Source organism: Edaphobacter sp., assembly GCF_035763405.1.
Classification (GTDB): Bacteria; Acidobacteriota; Terriglobia; order Terriglobales; family Acidobacteriaceae; genus Edaphobacter.
This window is the reverse complement of record NZ_DASUBE010000058.1, coordinates 1-19,265: the sequence shown is the minus strand read 5'-3', so window position 1 is coordinate 19,265 and position 19,265 is coordinate 1. Positions and strand designations below refer to the sequence as shown.

Annotated in this window: 14 protein-coding genes; 8 read left to right on the top strand and 6 right to left on the bottom strand. The window is 60.4% G+C overall.

Annotation, left to right across the window (positions count from 1 at the left end; genetic code table 11):
• Positions 1-640: 640 nt before the first annotated feature.
• The 3 genes from VFU66_RS05735 to VFU66_RS05725 all read left to right on the top strand — a co-directional run bounded on the left by VFU66_RS05735 (position 641) and on the right by VFU66_RS05725 (position 6,347).
• Positions 641-3,619: an Ig domain-containing protein gene (locus VFU66_RS05735; RefSeq protein WP_326445281.1), complete on the top strand. Its 2,979-nt coding sequence runs from the start codon at positions 641-643 to the stop codon at positions 3,617-3,619.
• A gap of 32 nt (positions 3,620-3,651) precedes the next feature.
• Entirely contained in the window at positions 3,652-5,379 is a 1,728-nt protein-coding gene (locus VFU66_RS05730) for a choice-of-anchor Q domain-containing protein (RefSeq protein ID WP_326445280.1), read from the top strand.
• 191 nt (positions 5,380-5,570) lie between these two features.
• Positions 5,571-6,347 carry an FkbM family methyltransferase gene (locus VFU66_RS05725; protein ID WP_326445279.1) on the top strand — a complete coding sequence of 259 codons (777 nt, stop codon included), beginning with the start codon at positions 5,571-5,573 and terminating at the stop codon, positions 6,345-6,347.
• A 152-nt stretch (positions 6,348-6,499) separates the two neighbouring features.
• Here the strand turns inward: VFU66_RS05725 and VFU66_RS05720 are convergent, their stop codons facing one another.
• The gene (locus VFU66_RS05720) at positions 6,500-7,396 is read right to left on the bottom strand and encodes a glycosyltransferase family 2 protein (RefSeq protein WP_326445278.1); all 897 of its coding nucleotides are present in this window, start codon (positions 7,394-7,396) and stop codon (positions 6,500-6,502) included.
• 226 nt (positions 7,397-7,622) lie between these two features.
• Between VFU66_RS05720 and VFU66_RS05715 the strand changes: the two genes are divergently transcribed.
• Positions 7,623-8,543, top strand: a complete 921-nt coding sequence (locus VFU66_RS05715) for a hypothetical protein (RefSeq protein WP_326445277.1) — start codon at positions 7,623-7,625, stop codon at positions 8,541-8,543.
• 16 nt (positions 8,544-8,559) lie between these two features.
• Here VFU66_RS05715 and VFU66_RS05710 read toward each other — a convergent pair whose 3' ends face one another.
• Genes VFU66_RS05710 through VFU66_RS05700 form a run of 3 tightly spaced genes read right to left on the bottom strand, consistent with a single transcriptional unit; the run spans position 8,560 to position 12,257 of the window.
• The gene (locus VFU66_RS05710) at positions 8,560-9,720 is read right to left on the bottom strand and encodes a glycosyltransferase family 4 protein (protein ID WP_326445276.1); all 1,161 of its coding nucleotides are present in this window, start codon (positions 9,718-9,720) and stop codon (positions 8,560-8,562) included.
• 15 nt (positions 9,721-9,735) lie between these two features.
• Positions 9,736-11,088, bottom strand: coding sequence for an O-antigen ligase family protein (locus VFU66_RS05705; protein ID WP_326445275.1), 1,353 nt, complete (start codon positions 11,086-11,088; stop codon positions 9,736-9,738).
• Between the two features lie 56 nt (positions 11,089-11,144).
• A complete protein-coding gene (locus VFU66_RS05700; protein WP_326445274.1) occupies positions 11,145-12,257 on the bottom strand; it encodes a glycosyltransferase family 2 protein in 1,113 nt (370 codons plus the stop codon).
• A gap of 362 nt (positions 12,258-12,619) precedes the next feature.
• Between VFU66_RS05700 and VFU66_RS05695 the strand changes: the two genes are divergently transcribed.
• On the top strand, positions 12,620-14,101 hold the full coding sequence (locus VFU66_RS05695; RefSeq protein WP_326445273.1) for an oligosaccharide flippase family protein: 1,482 nt from the start codon (positions 12,620-12,622) through the stop codon (positions 14,099-14,101).
• On the opposite strand, the gene VFU66_RS05690 is transcribed toward VFU66_RS05695, so the two are convergent.
• Positions 14,098-15,102 (bottom strand): glycosyltransferase family 2 protein, encoded by a 1,005-nt coding sequence (locus tag VFU66_RS05690; RefSeq protein WP_326445272.1) that lies wholly within the window; start codon positions 15,100-15,102, stop codon positions 14,098-14,100. The two genes, VFU66_RS05695 and VFU66_RS05690, sit on opposite strands and share 4 nt — an antisense overlap.
• A 175-nt stretch (positions 15,103-15,277) precedes the next feature.
• On the opposite strand from VFU66_RS05690, the gene VFU66_RS05685 reads away from it, so the two are divergent.
• Genes VFU66_RS05685 through VFU66_RS05675 form a run of 3 tightly spaced genes read left to right on the top strand, consistent with a single transcriptional unit; the run spans position 15,278 to position 18,368 of the window.
• Entirely contained in the window at positions 15,278-16,063 is a 786-nt protein-coding gene (locus VFU66_RS05685; RefSeq protein WP_326445271.1) for a polysaccharide deacetylase family protein, read from the top strand.
• Positions 16,060-17,175 (top strand): glycosyltransferase family 4 protein, encoded by a 1,116-nt coding sequence (locus VFU66_RS05680; RefSeq protein ID WP_326445270.1) that lies wholly within the window; start codon positions 16,060-16,062, stop codon positions 17,173-17,175. The genes VFU66_RS05685 and VFU66_RS05680 overlap by 4 nt, the downstream gene beginning before the upstream one ends.
• A complete protein-coding gene (locus VFU66_RS05675; protein WP_326445269.1) occupies positions 17,172-18,368 on the top strand; it encodes a glycosyltransferase family 4 protein in 1,197 nt (398 codons plus the stop codon). The genes VFU66_RS05680 and VFU66_RS05675 overlap by 4 nt, the downstream gene beginning before the upstream one ends.
• A 45-nt stretch (positions 18,369-18,413) precedes the next feature.
• On the opposite strand, the gene VFU66_RS05670 is transcribed toward VFU66_RS05675, so the two are convergent.
• Positions 18,414-19,265, bottom strand: an 852-nt coding sequence (locus VFU66_RS05670) for a hypothetical protein (RefSeq protein WP_326445268.1), incomplete at its 5' end; no start/stop codon positions are given.

Sequence of the window (19,265 nt, the reverse complement as noted above, 5' to 3'; positions counted from 1 at the left end):
ACTTGCTTTTCACTCGGCAAATCGCTTCACTGGCCGGGGTCGTGGATGGACTTATTCTGCTGGTTCTGATGGTTTAGGAGATTGCTCGATGGAGCGATCTTGATTTCAGACAGGCATGAGTAGACCCACGATGTTTTATGCAATCCTCCCCAATTTTGAACCCCCATCGATGATGGCCCCACCAGGAAACTGTGCCGTGCCTCGGACAGCGTTCTCGCCATGCACTGAGAATCCGTAACGAAGATTCCGGATTTTCTTTCAATAGCAGTGGTATGCCCGAAGCGCCGCGGTAGACCCACCTAATCATTACCTGAGTAACCAAGCCGTCTTGCGGCTATAGCTATTCATTTTATTCGTCGTTCCTGCGAGATAAGCACCGGTCAGGAACTCGCCCACTCGTGTCTTTGCGCGGGAAGAGGAGATTTTTGTGTCTTTTACGGCTCAAGTTTTTATGCCAATGACCCGAAGGTGGGAATAGCAAGCTCCATCCGTGTGAGAGGGCTCTGCGTCTTTCGGTGACTGTGGTAACAGGTGTTCTCTCCGATAAGGTGAGGGCTGGGAGTTGCAAATTTTTGCAGGTTTGTTCGATCTGGCAGTCCTGGCTTGGTGAATCCGCAGAACAGATTTTAGAGGTGCGACTTTGGGTACATTCAGGACGATCACGGCTTGCATTGGCGTTTCACTTATTCTCTTTTGCCTCGGCTGTGGAGTCGTTGCGATACCGATCGGCGGCAGCGCCTCGCCGAGCATCAGTCAGGTTTATCCGCAGACGATCGCGGCCGGAACGCAGGGCACCACGCTGAAGGTGATGGGCTCGAACTTCGACAGCGCGGCCGTGATTCAATGGAATGGAAATGCGCTGCCCACGTCGGTGGTTGATGCGAATACGCTGGCGGCCTCGGTGCAGAGCAGCGATCTCGCCTCTCCCTCAGTTGTTGCCTTGACCGTGCATAACAAGCAGACAGGCCAGAGTTCAAACTCCGTGCCGGTGACGGTGGCACCGGGCAACTCGGGCAATCATGGCCATGCATTGGCGATTTCGACGACATCCCTGCCCTCCGGAACCGCAGGCGCCGCGTACAGCGCCGGATTGGCGGCGACTGGAGGCTCGCCTGCCTATAACTGGAGCATTACCTCCGGTCAGCTCCCCGGCGGTATGACGCTGGACGTTGCGAGCGGAGTGATCTCGGGCACGCCGACCGCGAGCGGAACGTATAACTTCATGGCCAAGGTAACGGATTCGTCCAGTCCTGCACAGACTGCGTCGGCTGCACTGACGCTGACTGTGGCAGCGGCCGCGCAGACGATTGCTCCGCTGCAAATTACCTCGCCTTCTCTGCCTGCGGGCACCGAGGGTACAGCTTATAGCGCCGGACTGGCGGCGACTGGCGGGACACTTTCCTATACGTGGACGATTACCTCCGGCCGTCTTCCGCTGGGACTGTCACTGGGCTCTGCCAACGGGGCGATCTCCGGCACGCCAACGGTAAGCGGGACCTACAGCTTCACCGCCGCGGTGTCTGATTCGAGCAGTCCGGCACAGACGGTCTCAGTGCCGTTGACGATGACGATTGCCGCAGCTGCGCCCGCTCAGACAGGCAGCCCGTCTCTGACGATTACCACGGCAACCCTGCCCTCGGGAACCGATGGCGTGGCCTATTCCACGGTGCTCCAGGCCAGCGGCGGCACGCCTTCCTACGTGTGGTCGGTCACGGCAGGCAGTCTGCCTTCGGGCCTGACCATGTCGGCGACGACGGGCGCAATCTCCGGCACGCCGTCGGCGTCCGGGACGTTTAATTTCACTGTCGCTGTGGCTGACAACAGCAACCCGGCCCAGAAGCAGTCGCTGGCGACGTCCATTTCGGTTATGGCCGTGACTGCCACGCCCACGGGGCCAGGGACGACCTGGTACATCCGTCCCGATGGCGGCACGCGCTACGACGCGAACGTGCCGACGGGGCAATGCGATGGCAAGGGAGACGCTCCCTATCCGGGATCGGGCGTCAATCAGCACTGCGCGTTCAAGGACTACCGCTACCTCTGGGACGACCAGACCTACGGCAATGATGCGTGGGTGATCGCCGGTGGAGACACCGTCATCATTCGCGGAGGACCGTGGCGAGTAGGCTGGGATTCAACCAGCGGCCCGGGTGCGGGCTACACCTGGTGCTATGGCGGCAGCGGTTCCTTCGCCTGCACGAACCCGACGATCCCGGCAGGCACGGCCACGCAGCACACGCGCATTCTGGGCGAGAACTATGCGAGCTGCAGCAACGGCAACGTGACCGACCGCTCGAAGCTGACGCAGATCTTCGGTGGGTTCGGCGTGACGGTGGCGCTGAACCTGAGGGGCGCGCAGTATGTCGATGTGGAGTGCCTCGACATTACGCGGCACTCGCAGTGCATCATGCATGGGGTTCCGGCCTATCCGGTCGGATGCAGCGCCAGCGCTCCTGTGGATGACTACGACTCCGAAGGCATTATGACGGATGTGAACACCCACGACCTGCTGATGCAGGATCTGTGGATCCACGGGCACACGGACCGGGGCATCATCGGAGCGATTGGAGGCGTCGTCACCTGTCTGAGATGCGACATTGCCTACAACGGCATGGCCGGGTGGGACTTCGACGACGGCTCGGGCTCGCACAACGGCTTCGGCACGGCCAGCGTGAACGGCGTGTGGAACTTCAAGTATTCGACGATTGAATGGAACGGGTGCAACCAGGAATATCCCATGACGGACGCTGTTCCGGTGATCTCCTGCTATAGCCAGAGCAGCGGCGGCTACGGCGACGGCGTAGGCACGCCGCCGGGGATGTGCCTGACGGCGAACATCGACCATTCGGCGTTCAACTACAACACGCAGGACGGACTCGACCTGGGCCACATCGACACGGGAACGTGCTCGGTGACGATCACCAACTCGGTGGCTATCGGCAACAACGGCCAGACGTTCAAGTGGGGGCCGAATCTAAACCCCGCCATCTTTGAAAACAATCTGGCCATGGCCAACTGTCTGAGGATGTCGCAGCCGATGCCGGGCGCGCCCAGCACCTACAACGCGCATCTTGGCGACTTCTGCCGCGCGGGCGATGCGATCTCGTTCGACTTCAGGCAGGGCGGCTCGGTGCTGCTGGCCAATAACACGGTAGTCACCTATCAACCGACAACCTTCGACACGCAGTGCTGGGATGCGCCTAACTCAGTCGGCACAGGCACCTCAGGCGCGGGTTGCGCGAACGCCACGCTGACGGCCAGGGACAACATCGTCCTGGGCTATGACAACCCAACGAGTTATCCCTTCGGAGGCCAGGCCGGAGGGCCGGGTTTGTTCTACTACCGTGACACGATTGGAAACATTGTGCGTAGCAACAACATCTATTTTGGCCTCGGGCATGGGGCCTGCTCCAGCCTGTTCCCCTCGGAGTATTGCGAAGACCCGCTGCTGATCAATGAACCAGCGTGGTCTACCGAATCCGCGCTGGACAACTTCAACTTCGATATTTCCTCAGGGAGCCCTGCAAAAGGCGCCGGAGTGGCTGTCCCCGGCCTGACGCTGGATTACACTGGTCAGGTTCGTGGCAATCCTCCCAGTATTGGAGCCTATGAGCAGTGAAATCGTGTCGCAGGGCATTGTGGTTGTCGTTGATGTTGATGGTTCCGCTGTCGCTGATTGGGGAGACGTGGTATGTCCGCCCCGACGGAGGCACACGTTATTCGGAGAACAACCATAAGGGCCAGTGTGACGGCAAAGCCGATGCCGCGTACAGCGGCAAGGGGACGAATCAGCACTGCGCCTTCAACGACTACCGCTATCTTTGGGACGACCAGAGCTACAAGAATGACAAGTGGGTGATTGCCGGAGGCGATACGGTCATCATCCGCGGTGGGCCGTGGCGCGTCGGGTTCGACGCCGCAACCGGCAAAGGCGCAGGCTACACCTGGTGCTATGGCGGCGACGGGCCATTTGCCTGCACCAACCCGGTGATCCCGTCGGGCACGGCTGAGCACCATACGCGCATCCTTGGAGAAAACTACGCGAGCTGTAGCACGGGCGGCGTGACCAATCGGTCCAAACTGACGCAGATCTTCGGCGGGTATGGAGTCTACTTTGCCCTGAATTTGCGTGGGGCGCAGTACGTCGATGTGGAGTGTCTGGAGATCACGAGTCATTCCAAATGCATCAAACACGGCGATCCAATGCTGCCGAGGGGATGCAGCAGCAGCACCCCCATCGACGATTTCGACTCCTCAGGGATCGCAACCGACCAGCATACGCACGACCTGTACCTGCAGGACCTCTACATTCACGGCCACACCGACCGCGGCGTCAAGGGGCCGATTGGAGGCGTGGTGACAGCGGAAAGAGTCGATATTGCCTACAACGGAATGGCCGGTTGGGACTTCGACGACGGAAACGCCACGCCGAGCGTGAACGGAGTGTGGAACTTCAAGGACTCCACCATCGAGTGGAGCGGATGCAATCAGATCTATCCGGGGACGGGCGCGGACACCTGCTATGGCCAGAGCAACGGCGGCTACGGCGACGGCGTAGGGACGCCGCCGGGGATGTGCCTTTCTGCCAACATCGATCACTCGACCTTCCGCTACAACGTACAGGATGGGCTCGACCTTGGCCACATCGACACAGGTTCGTGCTCGCTGCGGATCACGAACTCCACCGCGTATGGCAATAGCGGAGGCACCTTCAAGTGGGGGCCGAACGAGAATCCAGCGGTCGTGGAAAACAACACGATTGTTGGGAACTGCATGAGGCTGTCAGCCCCGATTGCGGGTGCGGCTCGCGGCTACAACGCGCACCTGGGGGATTTCTGCCGGGCAGGCGATGCGATGCCGCTCGACTTCAGGCAGGGAGGTTCGGCGACCGTGGTCAACAACACGATTGTCACCTATTCCCCCGCGACTCTGGACATCCAGTGCTGGGACGCGCCAAATTCAGAAGGCACGGCTACCACGGGCGCTGGATGCGGCAACAGCACCTTCATCTTCAGAAACAACATCGTCCTTGGATACGACAATCCCGGCACCTACAATCTGGGCGGAAAACCCGGCGGGCCGGTCCTGATCTACCAGCGCGACCTGATTGGCCATGTTGTGCGCAGCAATAACCTGTTCTATGGGCTGAGAGACGTTCGTTGTCCGACGGGACATCCGAACGAGCGGTGCGCCAGTCCGCAGTTCGTCTCGCAGCCCCGGTTCTCCAGGGAGCAGGACCTCGACGACTTCAACTTCCATCTGTCGCCATCGAGCCCGGCCCGGGGAGCGGGCGTGCGGCTGCCCGAGGTGCAGACCGACATTACCGGCAAACCTCGGCCATCTACCGGCAACTACGATCTGGGCGCGTTTCAGGACTGAGCCCGTCTGAATGAAGACCCGGCGTTGTGACGGCAAGCTGACTGAGATGCCGCTTCAAGGTCATTGACCAGTACTTTGGGTGGAGACCATACTGAGCCATGCCTCAATCGCGTCTGCGTCAACTGCTCAAATTTATTCGAGTGTTCGGATTCATGGGAGGGCTCCGTCTGTGGTGCGCCCTGGTCATGCAGATGCGGTCCCGCTCAAAGATACTTGAGCTGCGCGTTCCCGGATTTGCCGCGCCCATTCGCCTCCGTCGCGCCGACCTGCCGATCTTCTGGCAGATTCTGGTGATGCAGGAGAATGACTTCCACGCACTGCCTCAGGCCCGGTGGGTGCAGGATGCCTATGCAAGCATCCTGGCCGAAGGAAACAGGCCCGTCATTGTTGACTGTGGCGGTCATGTAGGCTTGTCGGCGGTATGGTTTGCGTCTCGTTTTCCTGATGCGATTGTGTATTCCATCGAGCCGGATGAGTCGAACTTCACGCTGCTCTCGCAAAACACCGGGGCCTACGCCAATATCGTTCCTCTACGCGGCGGCGTGTGGTCGCGGTCGTGTCATCTGGAGATCTCGAACCCAGGCTCGGGCAGCGCGTCGTTTCGACTGCGCGAAGTATTCGATCCGACCCCTCTGGAGCAGGCGAACCTGCTGCGGGCCTACACGGTCGGCGAGGTCATCCGGCGCGAAGAAGACCACCGCGCTCTTCTGGTGAAGATCGATGTGGAAGGCGCGGAGAAGGAGATCTTTCAGGACCCGCCGGAGTGGCTCCAGTCGGTCGTGATGGTCATCATCGAACTGCACGACTGGCTGCTGCCGGGGCAGGGGACAAGCAGGAACTTTCTCAGGCGGATTGCCGAGCAGGACTTCGACGTTGTACTTCGCGGCGAGAATCTTCTTGCGTTCCATGCGCCGAATCTGAGCGGCTCGACCGGCCCCTTGCTTCAGGCATCGAGGGTGGCAGGCTAGTGTGGTGTCTCGAAAGTTCTTAGCATCCATTGGAATCGCAAACCGCAGGTCCTTCGACTCCGTTTGGCGTAAAAACCGCCAAACTCCGCTCAGGATGACAGCTTGAATGATGCTGCGAACTTCAGGGACAGGGCACTAGCCGTCACGAACGGTCAGCGAGCGAGTCCTGTACGGCGCAGCAGCAGTGACCCTGCCGTGCGGACGTTGCGAAAGTCCAGCGGATAGAGCGCCAGCGAGCGCAATGCGCTGGCAAGTCCGTCCCGGTACTGCCTGCGGATTGCGAAGGCCTCGGCCTGCTGCTTATAGATGCGCGCCAGGGCAATTCTGCGGGCCAGCCAGCCGCAGCCGGGAGAGCCGTAATGCTTCTGGATGAACTGCAACTGCGCGTTCAGCATCCGCGTCGGGTCGCCGGACATCGAGTTGAGCGAAGTTCGGTAGTACGCCATCACCGTGGGCGCAAGGGCAACCTCATAGCGCAGCGCGATGCGGAGCCAGAGGTCGCGGTCTTCGGTGGCGCGCAGCGTCTCGTCGAAGGGGCCGACTTCATCGACGCACTTTTTGCGAAAGGTAATGGTGGGGCAGCACATGTCCACGGTGCGCATGTAGATGTAAGGCGCGATGCGTCCTTCGTGATGCTTCTGCCGCGTGGCGAAGGTATCGATGATGGCGCCGTTGGTATCGATGCGCGAGACGAAGCCGTGGGCCAGGCCCACCTCCGGGCGTCCCTCAAAGCATTTGAGCGATTCGGCAAGACGGTTGGGCAGCCACACGTCGTCGGCATCCAGCAGCGCCAGCAGCTCGGCCGAGGCGTTGCGGATGGCGGTGTTGCGCGCCGCCGGAAGGCCGCCATTCGGCTGCTGAATGTACTTCAGCTTTGGTCCCAGCTTTTCGATGTACGGAGCGACCACGCCGGCGGTGTCGTCCGTGCTGCCGTCGTCGATGAGAAGGATTCTCCAGTCCTCGAACGTCTGCGCCATCACGCTTTCGATCGCTTCGGGCAGGTACCCGGCGGCGTTATAGGCGGGTATGATGATGTCGAATTTCGGCATTCCGCAGAGTTTCCCCAATCGAGTGGTGGCGCGAGACGAGCAACGAAGAACGGCCAGCCGGCTGCGAGTAAACTGTGTACGAGGCAGTGATAGCTCACACCACCCGGCAGACGCAACAACCGCTCGCGCTCTATGATAGATGACTGCTGTCCTCGAACGGAACTGCCTCCGGGGCCGCACCAATACGAACAGGTAGAAACGACACCGATAGTGAAAGGTTACAGGTATGTTCTTTCGCGCCAGGCGTGCCCTGGGACGGGCTTGGTTCAACTTCAACTGCCGCTCTCTGCTCGAAACATCGCCGCTCCTGCCGAACGATGACCGTCTGACGCTGGTCTCGATGGTCTGCCACGGCGAGGCGTTGATGTACCTGCTGGCGGCGAAGTCCTTTTGCCGCAGGCTTGGGCGCAATCCGAACGTCGTTCTGTTGGATGACGGCTCGCTGACCAAAGAAGACAAGGCGTTGCTGCGCGCACATCTGCCGAAGGTCCGCATCGTCCATATCTCCGAGGTCACGCCGGACCGTTGCCCGAAGGGCAGTTGCTGGGAGCGGCTGCTGCTGATCAGCGATGTCGTGAAGGACTCCTACGTCGTGCAGCTCGACTCCGACACCCTGACCCTGGGGCCGATTGACGTAGTTATCGAATGCATCGACCGGAACCGCAGCTTCACGCTGATGGGCGACCGGTCCTTTCCAGAGATTGAACCGATGCTGAGCGCATGCGCGCGCTCGAAGGACCTTTCGAGCGCGATGGTGCAGGCCGTATGCGAGCGCTCGTTCGACCAGCTTCCGGAGGCTGCCTCGCTGAAGTATGTGCGGGGCAACGCCGGATTCACCGGCTTTGCGCGCGGGTCGATCGACCGGGAGAAGATCGGCTGGTTCTCGGACCTGATGCGGCGGATCGCAAAGGAAAAGTGGGACGAGTGGGGCAGCGAGCAGGTGACATCGAACCTGCTGATGGCGAATACTCCGGATGCGCTCCCGCTAACTTTTCCAAAGTATCTTTCCTACTGGGCGCACCCGGACGTTCCCTATGAGGATGCGTCGTTCATCCATTTCATCGGGCCGCATCGCTTCTCCAATGGCTTCTATCTGCGGAGCGCGAAGAAGATCATCGCTGCGCTGAAAAATGACACGGGCCGCTGAAAATCTGCGCTTGAGGCTACGTTGAAGAGAGCAGATGTTCGTAGGTCGCGGTGATGCGGCGCATCATGGCTTCGGTCGTGAAGCTCTCCGACACGCGCCGTCTTCCTGCCTCGCCCATGCTCTTCGCCTCGGCTGGATTGCCAAGCAGGCGGGCGATGGCGGCGGCAAGCGCGGCTGCATCGTCAGGTGGAACCAGTAGCCCGCTGACGCCCTCCTCAACGGCTTCGGCATTGCCTCCGACGCGGGTTGCGACCACCGGAAGGGACGCGGCCATGGCCTCGACAATGGCGTTCGAGAAGCCTTCGCTGCGCGATGGCAGAACGAACATGTCTGCCGTCGCAAGGTGCTTGCGCAGATTGGACACGCTGCCGGAAAAATGGAAGCGGCCTGAGAGATTAAGATCGCGGACGAGAGATTCCAGTTCCGCGAAGTAAGCAGGATCGAGCACCGCGCCTGCGATGCTGAACGATGCGCCAGGGAACTGCGGCGCAAGCGCGGCAGCAGCACGGATGAAGACATCATGGCCTTTCACGCGACGGATGTTGCCTACGGTCGTGATGTGAGTGGAGCCTGGATCTTTATCCGGACGCGGCGCGGTCCAGTCTGCTAGGTCGAGTCCGTTGTAGATGGTCTGCACGCGCGCGGGAGCGACTCGGTCCACTTCAATGCAGTGTTGACGGACTTCTTCGGAGACGGCGAAGACTGCATCGGGAGTCTTTGCCATGAGACGGTAGGCGGCATGGTGCTTTCGCGTGCGGAGGATGCCCATATCTCTGCGGCTCCAGATGAGTCTGGCATCGGAGAGGGCCTTGGTCACGAAGCCTGCCCAGAGGTCGGAGCTTTCAAAAAATGTCTGGACGATTTGAACGTGCTGCTGTCTGAGGAAACGCCTCAGCTCGAACGCGCCGCGAAAGGCCGTGAGATCGTAGGTGCGCTTTAGCGGCAACAGATAGATCGGGCACGGAACCGGTTGAGGAAGGTCGCTTTCAGGATGGATGGAAAACGTCAGGATGGAGGCGCGATAGCCATATTGCGGAAGAAGCGATGCAAGCCGGAGTACGATACGCTCGCCGCCGCCCAGTGTTTTTGGGAACTGATCGAGCACGAGCAGGATGTGGGGCAGCGAGTCGTGCTCCGCGTTCGCGCTCGATATGTCGAAGGGTAATGCTGTGATCATGGCTGCGGGCGAGGCTCAGGAGCGCGGCGCGAACTTCTGAATGTATTCGGCATAAGGAGAAACGGGTGCCGGTTCGAGCGCGTCCAGTTGCGTGTCGGATTCGGAGTTGGTGAGGTCGAAGGCGCGTGTTGCCGCGGCAATCACGACCCAGAGGAGGCCGGTGATCTCAAGATAGGTCCAGCGGTCGCCGAAGAAATTCGCAACCAGACACGAGGACATGCAGAGCAGAAGGCCCAGACCGAGTCCCCGGTAGAGAGGGTCGGTGGCGCGGCGGAAGAGACGCCACGCGAGCAGGATGATCTGAGTGAGCAGTATCAGCACAAATATGAGGCCCACGAGTCCAGTCTCCACCAGGACTTTGACATACCAGTTGTGAGTGTCCTTCAGGTTATCGACGTGTTCGCCCAACTGAAAGGTCGCGTAGCCGTTGCCGACGATCGGGCTGCGCAGGATGCCCTTCCATGCGTTGTCCCACAGGTTGACGCGCTCCTGCGCGGATGCCTCAAGCTGGCCGTTGGCGTTTTCCGTCATGGAGACACGCTGATGCACCGCAGTCGGTACGATGGACTGCCACGTCAGCAGGAACACGCCGAGGACCAGCAGGAGCTTGCGGTTCTTGACCAGTCCGAAGATGAACACGGCAAACAGCACCGCAAGATACGACGCGCGCGAGAAGGTGTACATGGTCGCCAGCAGCGTGATCGCCACCAGTCCATAACTCAGCAGCTTGAGCTTCTTTCGCTTCAGAAATTGCCCAAAGCCCCAGAAGAACATGGCAAACTGGGCCAGAAATGCCGCAGTCTGATTGGAGCCGTAGCCGAGCGGCCCGCCTCCGCGCTTGTCTTCATCAAAGTTGGTCCAGGTGCGGTTGAGGCTGTCCATCAGGCAACTGCGGTCGATGAAGATGAGAGAAATAGCGGTCAGGAGAATGACCATCCTGATCTGCTTCCGGTCTTCAATGACGAGCCCCGCGGCAGCAAAGATCAAAGGAATGAGGATGTAGTCTTTCCAGGTCACGAAGTTGGGATCGTTGAGCCAGAGCGGGGCCGGAGCATTTCCAAGCGCGGTGCCGAGCCACAGAGAGCAGTAGAGATAGACGCCGATCACCGCCCAGAGGAAGTAGAGCTTCGACTTAGGCAACCGCTTGCCCTGAAGCAGAGCGCCGATGAGCACGGCAAAGACCAGAATGGTCAGCACGCTGTGACCGAGCGGATAGTCAAGGAAATGATCGCGCATCGTCCGGTAAGGAAGAAACGGGATCATGTAATAGAGACCGTAGAGAGGTTTGCCGCTTAATGAGACAAGCGTCATCACCCAGAATCCCAGGTAGGCGACGAGCGGAATGTAGTGTCCCAGGCCTGTTCCCATGGGGTACGCTCTCCATTGTGCGCGGTCTGCCGAAGCAGGCCGCATGAATCAGGTTACTAAATCCAGACCTTGTTTCGCCCGGAGACGAAGTTGTAGAACGCAAGCGCGGCGGCCACGTTCAGCGAGACGAATGTGCTGGCGATGGCGACCGGCTTGAACCTGCGCGTAGATGAACTGAGAGTCCCGAGCGCGGCCAGAACGTAGAAGAGCACCTGAAGCCAGAAGAGTGTCCGGTAGACCGGGCCGCCTGCCGCGGCGGAGGACACCAGCATCAGCACCAGAAGCAGCGGAACCACAAGCCGCAGCAGCTTATGGCTGACGAAGCGGAACAGCAGCGGATTAGCCGGGGAAAGCAGCCACGGCGCCAGCCGCAGCAGTTGGTAGTTCCCGGTCAGAGTCCGCACCTTGCGCGAAAACTCTCTGCCCTTTTCGACGAAGATGCGGTCGCGCGCAATCGCGGTCGGCTGGAAGATGATGCGACACCCCATGCGTGCGATGTGCATGGGGATAAACAGGTCGTCGAGGATCGTGCCCGCCGGAATCTCGGTGTAGAGTTCGCGCCGGATGGCGTAGATGGCCCCGGTGACGCCGACAACGGAGCCGGACGCGGACTCGAGCTTGCGCACGATCTTTTCCATCTTCCAATAGATGCCGAGCGCGTCGGGCGAAGGCGCGCCGTCGTCGGCCTCAAGCAAAAGCTCTCCGCTTGCTGCGCCGATGGAGGAATCAGCAAAGCAGGCGACGAGTTCCGAGATTGCGTCCTGCGCGACCGATTGGCGCGTGTCAAGGAAGACGAGGATGTCGCCGGTGGCATGGCTGACCGCTTCGTTCAGGGCGTGGGCCTTGCCGTTCGACTCAGGCAAAATGACGGGCACGATGCGCGGGGCCGCTTCGCGCAGAATCTCCGCAGTGCGGTCCGTCGAGCCGTCAGAGGCGATGATGATCTGAAGCAGCTCGCGCGGGTAATTCAGCAGGCTTAGATTTTCCAGCTTGGCGGGGAGGCGCGCCTCTTCGTTGCGCGCGGCGATGACAATGGAGACGGAGGGAAGGCTGTGCTGTCCGGTGCGCACGGGGAGCCTGCGCAGGCGTACCATCACCCACAGCAGCAGCGCATAGCCAAAGTAGGCGTAGGCCGCAAGCGCAAGGCTCAACCAGAAGACCCACTTCATGGCGCGCTCCTTCGCGGCGCTGCTGAGGTCAGACGGAGCATGCGCAAGAGATGCGACATAGTGTTGAAGCCAAGGTGGTTCAGGTCACACGCTCCTGTGGAAGGGTGCTGCCGGGCGTGGCGGGCGGTGCCGAATATCAGCCGAGAGCGCCGCATGTGTTGATGATACGTCATGCGGCGCGACGAAAAATGAGCTGCGCTGCCACCAAAGTAGTACCAGAGTCACCGTTGCGTGTCAGCGTTCCGGGGCCAGCCGCAACACTGCTGCCCGAGCGACGCTGTAACATCGTACAGATGCACTTTTCTTGAGCAATGGCTGGCACGAAACGATTCGCATTTAATGTGGTTATGAACTGGATCGCCATGGCAGTAAGCATGATGGTCCCGTTCTTCCTCACCCCGATTGTCATCCACGGCCTCGGCACGGTGGCTTACGGTGTGTGGATCCTTGCCGTGTCCACGGTTGCGTATCTCAACCTGCTCGATCTGGGGCTGCGCAGCGCCATCGTTCGGTTTGTCTGCGCCGCCGACGCTCAACAGAAGGCCGACGAAGTCAAAACGATCGTCAGCTCGGCGCTGTGGCTGCGGTCGCTGATTGCGGTCGTCGCGGTGGTTGCCGCCGTTGTATTGGCGGTGGTGTTTCCGCATGTCTTCAAAAAAGTGCCGGGCGACCTTGCCCGCGCGTCGCAGATTACGGTGCTGCTGGTCGCCCTCGGTGTCGCCATCACGCTGGTGTCGAATGTCTTCAATGGTGTGCTGGCAGCCATGTCGCGCTTCGACCTGCTCAGCTCCATCTCCATGACGCAGACGGTCATCCGCGCCATCGGCGTCATTCTGATCCTGCGTGCCGGGCACGGACTCGTCGCGCTCGCCTGGTGGGAGTTCGCCACCGTCACGCTCACGGGAATCATCACCGTTGTGACGGCCTTCAGAATTTACCCTCCATGCCGCGTCCGTCTCGCGCGTCCTGACAGGGCCATTCTAAAGTTGCTTTGGTCCCACAGCTTCATCACGTTTATCTGGTCCATCGCGGCGCAGGTCATTCTCTACACCGACAACGTGGTGATCGGCATCTGCCTCGATGTCGGACTGGTCGCCTACTACGCGATTGGCGGCAGCCTGGAGCTGTACTCCGGCCAGGTCGTCGGCGCGCTCTCGACCACGTTCCTCCCCATTGCGAGCAGGCTCGACGCATCGGGAGACAACGAACAGCTCCGAAGGCTCCTGGTACGAGGCACACAGGCTGCGCTTGCCATCCTGTTTCCCATCAGCCTCACGCTGTTCTTTCGCGGCAAGACCTTCGTTGGCCTGTGGATGGGCCAGCAGTATAGCCTGATTGCGGGCACGGTCATCCAGATCCTCCTGATCTCCCAGTTCTTCAACGCCGCGGCCAGCACGCCCTCGTCCATGATGATGGCCAGCGGAAAGCACAAACCGGTTGCGATTGCGTCCGTGATCTCCGCTGTTTTGAATCTTGGTCTCAGCATCGTGCTGGCAAAGACGGTTGGCGTATACGGCGTCGCGTGGGGAACGTCGATCGCCACCACCCTCATCTTCCTGGGCTTCTGGCCTGCCTATCTGCGCAAGATGCTCGACGTGCCGATTCTGTTCTATCTGTGGAATGCGCTGGGCAAGGTTTCGCTTTGCGCCATTCCCTTCGGGGTCATCTGCGCCATGGCCGACAGATATTGGCATCCGCACAATCTCGTCATCTTCTTTGCCCAGGTGCTGGCGACGCTGCCGTTGTATGGACTCTGCGTGCTGGTTGTCTTCCGTAAAGAGGCGATGGGCCTGTTCCGCAGATGGCAGCTTTCGCGGCAGGCGCAGTCGCAGGCCGTCAACTAGGACAACTGCGCGGTCGTCGGAGATTCCGCCTGCCTGGGCGCGGTGGCGTCTACCGGCAGTGCGAGGTCTTCGCATCGTCGCTTGGGCCACCAGTATCTGAAGTCGGTGCGTGGCCGACGCAGCCTGGACAACAGCATGTGCGCCAGCACGGTGTATCGATGCGGCGTAACAATCTTTCCGCAGAGCGGCCAGCTCAGAAACGATCCGACGCCAAACTCCCAAAAGCGGTCGTTCCCGATCTCGCGCAGGCCCATGGCGATGTTGTAATAGACCTTTGCGCGGATGCGGCGCTCCCACAGCCATCGGCGGAAGCCCTTCAGGTCGGCGAGCAGCAACGAATCGGTCAGGTCAAGAGCTGCTTTCGAGACGCCCCTGAAATTTTTGCTGGTATTGTTCTCCCACCAGCGGTACATGGTCAGGCTCTCCGGCATCTCCTGAAACGCGGCGGCGGAGTAGCGGCGGACGAGGCGAAACCACAGGCTCCAGTCATCGACGCAATAAAGCTGAACGAAGCCGCCGATCTCGATCAGGGCCGAGCGGCGAATGATCGCCGTCGAAGGAAGGATCGGCGTGCGGTAGCGAAGCGCAGGCCACAGGTCCTTTGCCGGGAACGCCGGTACAGGTTTCGTACTTCCGTCTGTATACAGGTAGGTGAATGCCGAGTAGACGACGACAAGATCGGGATTCGCTTCAATCACTGCGCGCTGCTTTTCGATCTTGTCCGGGAGCATGAGGTCGTCGTGATCGAGGAAGGAGATCCACTCTCCGGTTGCTTCGCGCACGCCGGTATTTCTTGCTCCGGAGATGCCCTGATTTTTCTGCCGGATGTAGCGAACAGGGTCGCCGAAGGAGCGGACCACCGCTTCCGTGTTGTCGGTCGAGCCATCATCGACGACGAGAATCTCATCAGCCGCACTGGTCTGGTTGACTGCGCTCTCCAGTGTCTCCCGTATGCAGGCCTCTGAGTTGTAGGCGGGAATTACGATGCTGATCTTTGTCATATCCGGTTCTTCGCCGATTCCCGAGTGGAAGCCCGGTCGCCGATGCAGGCCGCCAAAGATTCTGGAGGGCGGTTGCAGTATACCTGATCCCATGCGGGCACCCGCAGCGTGCATCATCGTCTCGACGCACGCGCCGCAATGTTAAGATACGTTTGGCGTACAACGTGTGCGACGCATGGCATTCGAGGTGAACCCAATCGCGGAGAAACCCGAGCAGCAGACTGCGCGAAGGCTCCATCTGCTCTATCACGAGCTGCGTCGCGGCGGCAGCGCGTATTCCTACGTCGTCGGCACAGAGGCGTTCGAGCGGCACGTCATCCTCTACGCCCGTCTGCGCGAACGTGCGGCCGGCCTGCTGCCCGAGCTTACGTTTGATGACGGCCACCGCTCCAACCTGGAGTTCGCCGTGCCCATCCTGCAATCTCGCGGCCTCGTCGCGCGGTTCTTCATTACAGTCGGCTGGACCGGAACCAGGCAGGGCTATATGAGCTGGCAGGAACTGCGCGACTTACAAGCCGCAGGCCAATCCATCGGAGCGCACGGATGGAGTCACACGTTGCTCACCCACTGCACCGAAAGCGATCTGGATACCGAGCTGCGACAGGCGCGGCTTGTGCTCGAAGACAAGTTGGGGACTTCCATCACAACCATGTCGCTGCCCGGAGGCCGCTACAACCGCCGCGTCCTTGCTGCGTGCAAGGATGCGGGCTACACGCAGGTTTACTCGTCGATACCGAGGGCCGACAACGCAAACGCGCAGGAACCTCTGATTGGCCGCCTCAACATTCGCGGCAACATGCAGGAGGAGTGGATCGCAAGTCTCTTCGAGCCGGGCAGTGCCGTGCTTGCGAAGCTCGAACGAAGCTATCGCATGAAGGCCGCTGCAAAAGCGATGTTAGGCGACAAAGCCTACGAAAAGCTCTGGGCCCTGGTGAACCGGAAAGAGCAGGATGCCGAATGAGGGTCCTGCACGTCATCAGCAGTGGTGGAATGTATGGGGCCGAGGCGGTCATTCTGAACATGTCGCGCGTCTTGAACGAAGGGTCGCACACCAGCGTGCTCGCAGTCTTCGCCAACTCTCCCAATCCCAATCTGCAACTCCACGAGAGGGCGGCCACCGAAGGCATCGAGTCGCATCTGGTTCCGTGCCGCGGACAACTCGATCGTTCCGCGATTGCAGGCATCCGCGACCTTGCGCAGCAGGTGAAGGCAGACGTCGTCCACGCGCACGGCTACAAAGCCGACATCTACGCCTACCTGGCACTGCGCGGAAAGGCTCCGCTGATCTCCACCTGCCACACCTGGTACGACAACGATCTCACTGTCCGCATCTATGGAGCGGCCGATCGCTTTGTGCTGCGCAAGTATCAGCGCGTCGTTGCTGTCTCGGACGAGGTTCGGCAGCGACTGCTCAAGGCCGGAGTGCGCGAAGAAAAAATTCGCCTCATTCAGAATGGGATCGATCTGCGGCCGTTCCAACACGCGGCGCCTTCGTTGCGCGATGGCCTTGAAGTAGACCAGCCGTTGATCGGACTCGTTGGCAGGCTCGCGCCGGAAAAGGGCGTCGATATTTTTCTGCGCGCGGCCTCGCGTGTTCTGGCCCGGATGCCCGCATCGCGCTTTGTTGTCGTGGGCGATGGGCCTGACCGCACGAAGCTGGAATCGCTGATCGATGAGCTGCATCTCAGGCAACATGTCTCGCTTCTGGGACAGCGCAGCGATATGCCGTCGGTGTATGCCTCGCTCGATGTGATGGTCTCAGCGTCGCGGCAGGAGGGGCTGCCCATCGCCATTCTCGAAGGCATGGCGAGCAACAGGGCGCTGGTGGCAACGGCCGTAGGCGAGGTGCCGTCAGTCATTGCAAACGGCAGGACCGGCGTGCTCGTTCCTGCTCCTGATGAGGGCCTGCTCGCCGAGGCAATCGTGAACCTGCTCAGCGACCCCGAGCGACGAGCGCGGCTGGGAATGGCGGCAGCACAACTCGTCGCAGATGAGTTCTCCGCCGAGCGCATGACGCAGGACTATCTGCGCACATACGAAGAGGCGCGCGCAGCGCAGAAGGCGGCACGATGAGAGGCGCGCGGCCAAGGGTCTTTATGATGGACCTCTGGGCCATCGTGCCCTACTACACCGCCTATCTCTCGAAGGCGCTGCTTGCCGAAGGCGTCAACCTACAGGTCGGATCGATCTCCTACTATCTGGACCCGAAGTGTTTTTCCGAGCGCGGCATCCAGCCAGACCCGGGATTACTGAACGTCGTGGGGCGGTTCCGCCTGCCTCCGCTGCCGCGCCGCGTGTTGAAACTCGCCGAGGCGCTGGTCAACATGGCGGCGCTCGCGGTGCGTTTTCTCATCGCTCCGCCGGATGTGATTCATGTGCAGTTTCTGCCCATGTTCCGCTGGCGTCTGCCGCTCGACCGCTGGTTGCTGGGCCTCTGCCGCTGGCGCGGCGCAAAGATCGTCCTTACGGTCCACGACCTGCTACCGCACGACACAGGCGAATCTTACAAGCGGACGTTCCTCAACCTCTACCGCTTCGTCGATGCCATCATCTGCCACTCCGATTATGTCAAGGCGCGGCTCGCCGCGGAGTTCTCCGTTCCTGAAGAAAAGATTTGGGTCATCCCGCACGGGCCGTTCTTCTACGATCTGCCCGCATCCGTCTCGGCCGGCGCATTCGAGAGCCTCGGGATCAAGCACCATGGCGTCATGGTCCTGTGGCAGGGAATCATCTTCCCCTACAAGGGCATCGACCTGCTGCTCCGCGCCTGGCAACAGGTGGAAGCCGGCGGCAGTGACGCGCACCTCGTCGTCGCAGGTACCGGCTCGCCGGAACTGGTCGAGCAGATACGCGAGCAGATCGCGCAGTTTGGGCTCAATCGGGTCGAGATGCTCTTCCGCTTCGTCTCCGCCGAAGAGCTGGTCGCGCTCTACCGCGCCGCCGATGTCGTCGTCTATCCCTACCGCGCCATCACCACCAGCGGCGCGCTCGCCACCGGACTGGCGCTGGGCAAAGCCATCGTGGCCAGCGATCTTCCCGTATTCCGCGAACTCCTGACGAACCGCGAGAACGCCCTGCTGGTCAACCCGGAGAACACCGCCGAACTCGCAGCCGCGCTCGTTGAAATCACCCACAACGCAACCCTGCGCGAGCAACTAAGCCGCAGCGTCCGCAAGATGAACTTCGGCGACCAGTCCTGGCTCTCCATCGCCGCAAAGACGCGCGAGGTGTACACGCATGTTCTCGCGCTGGAGTGCGTGCCGTAACAGTTCTTATCGCATACCTTCATGCAAACCGTATGAGCGCGCCGCTCATCGTTTGATGAGCACCATCTTCCACTCCGCAGGTGTGACTTGAATTGACTGTTTGCTTCCCTTCGGCAGCGTTTGAAAATGCGCGACGTTCTGTGCAAACTGCGTATCCGCAAAGGCAGGGCAGCGATAGTTTCTGACGATGCCGAAGAGCATCACGACCGCGAGCGGGAAGGCTGCAATGCGGAGCAGTTGCTTTTTGCTTTGAAGGCAGAAAGCGATTGACCACGCGAACGTCAGAGTCGGTAAAAACCAATAGCGCGCTCCGGGTGATCTTGCAAGTAACTGCCATGCCGATTTGCCTGGAAACTGCGCAGTGGTAGGGGATGCGAGAGCGGCAAGAAAAAGAATAGCCGTCAAGAGGATAAAGCGCCTCATCACCGGCGACAGAATTCCCCCGCAAGCTACGATGAGGCTGCCTGCAATGATGGCGACCAAGACGACCTTCAGCGGAAGCATGGAAGCGAGGACGTTCGACCCCAGCAGCGTGCCGAAATAGACTTGACTTCCCAGGATTTGGATGAAAAGTTGAGGGGTTGCGCCAAGCGCAAGACTATAGCGATGCGAATGGTTCAGAATGAGTTCGCATAACTGGACGGTCGATCCTGCAAGAAAGATCCCGGTGACAACGCGCCTCCATCGTCCCGTGGCCGCCTTAGGCAAGGTGACGGCAATGAGAAGGAGGACAAAGCAAAACGGCCCTGTAAAGCCGGAGAGCAGAAGCAACGCAATGTCGAAGATTTTCCTTCCCAGCGAATCCGGTGGCTTGGCTAGGATCAGCAGAAACGCGCATAACGCCAAGAACCATTGCGTCTCGGTGACAGTACCGATCATCTCTCCCGTGTTGGGAAG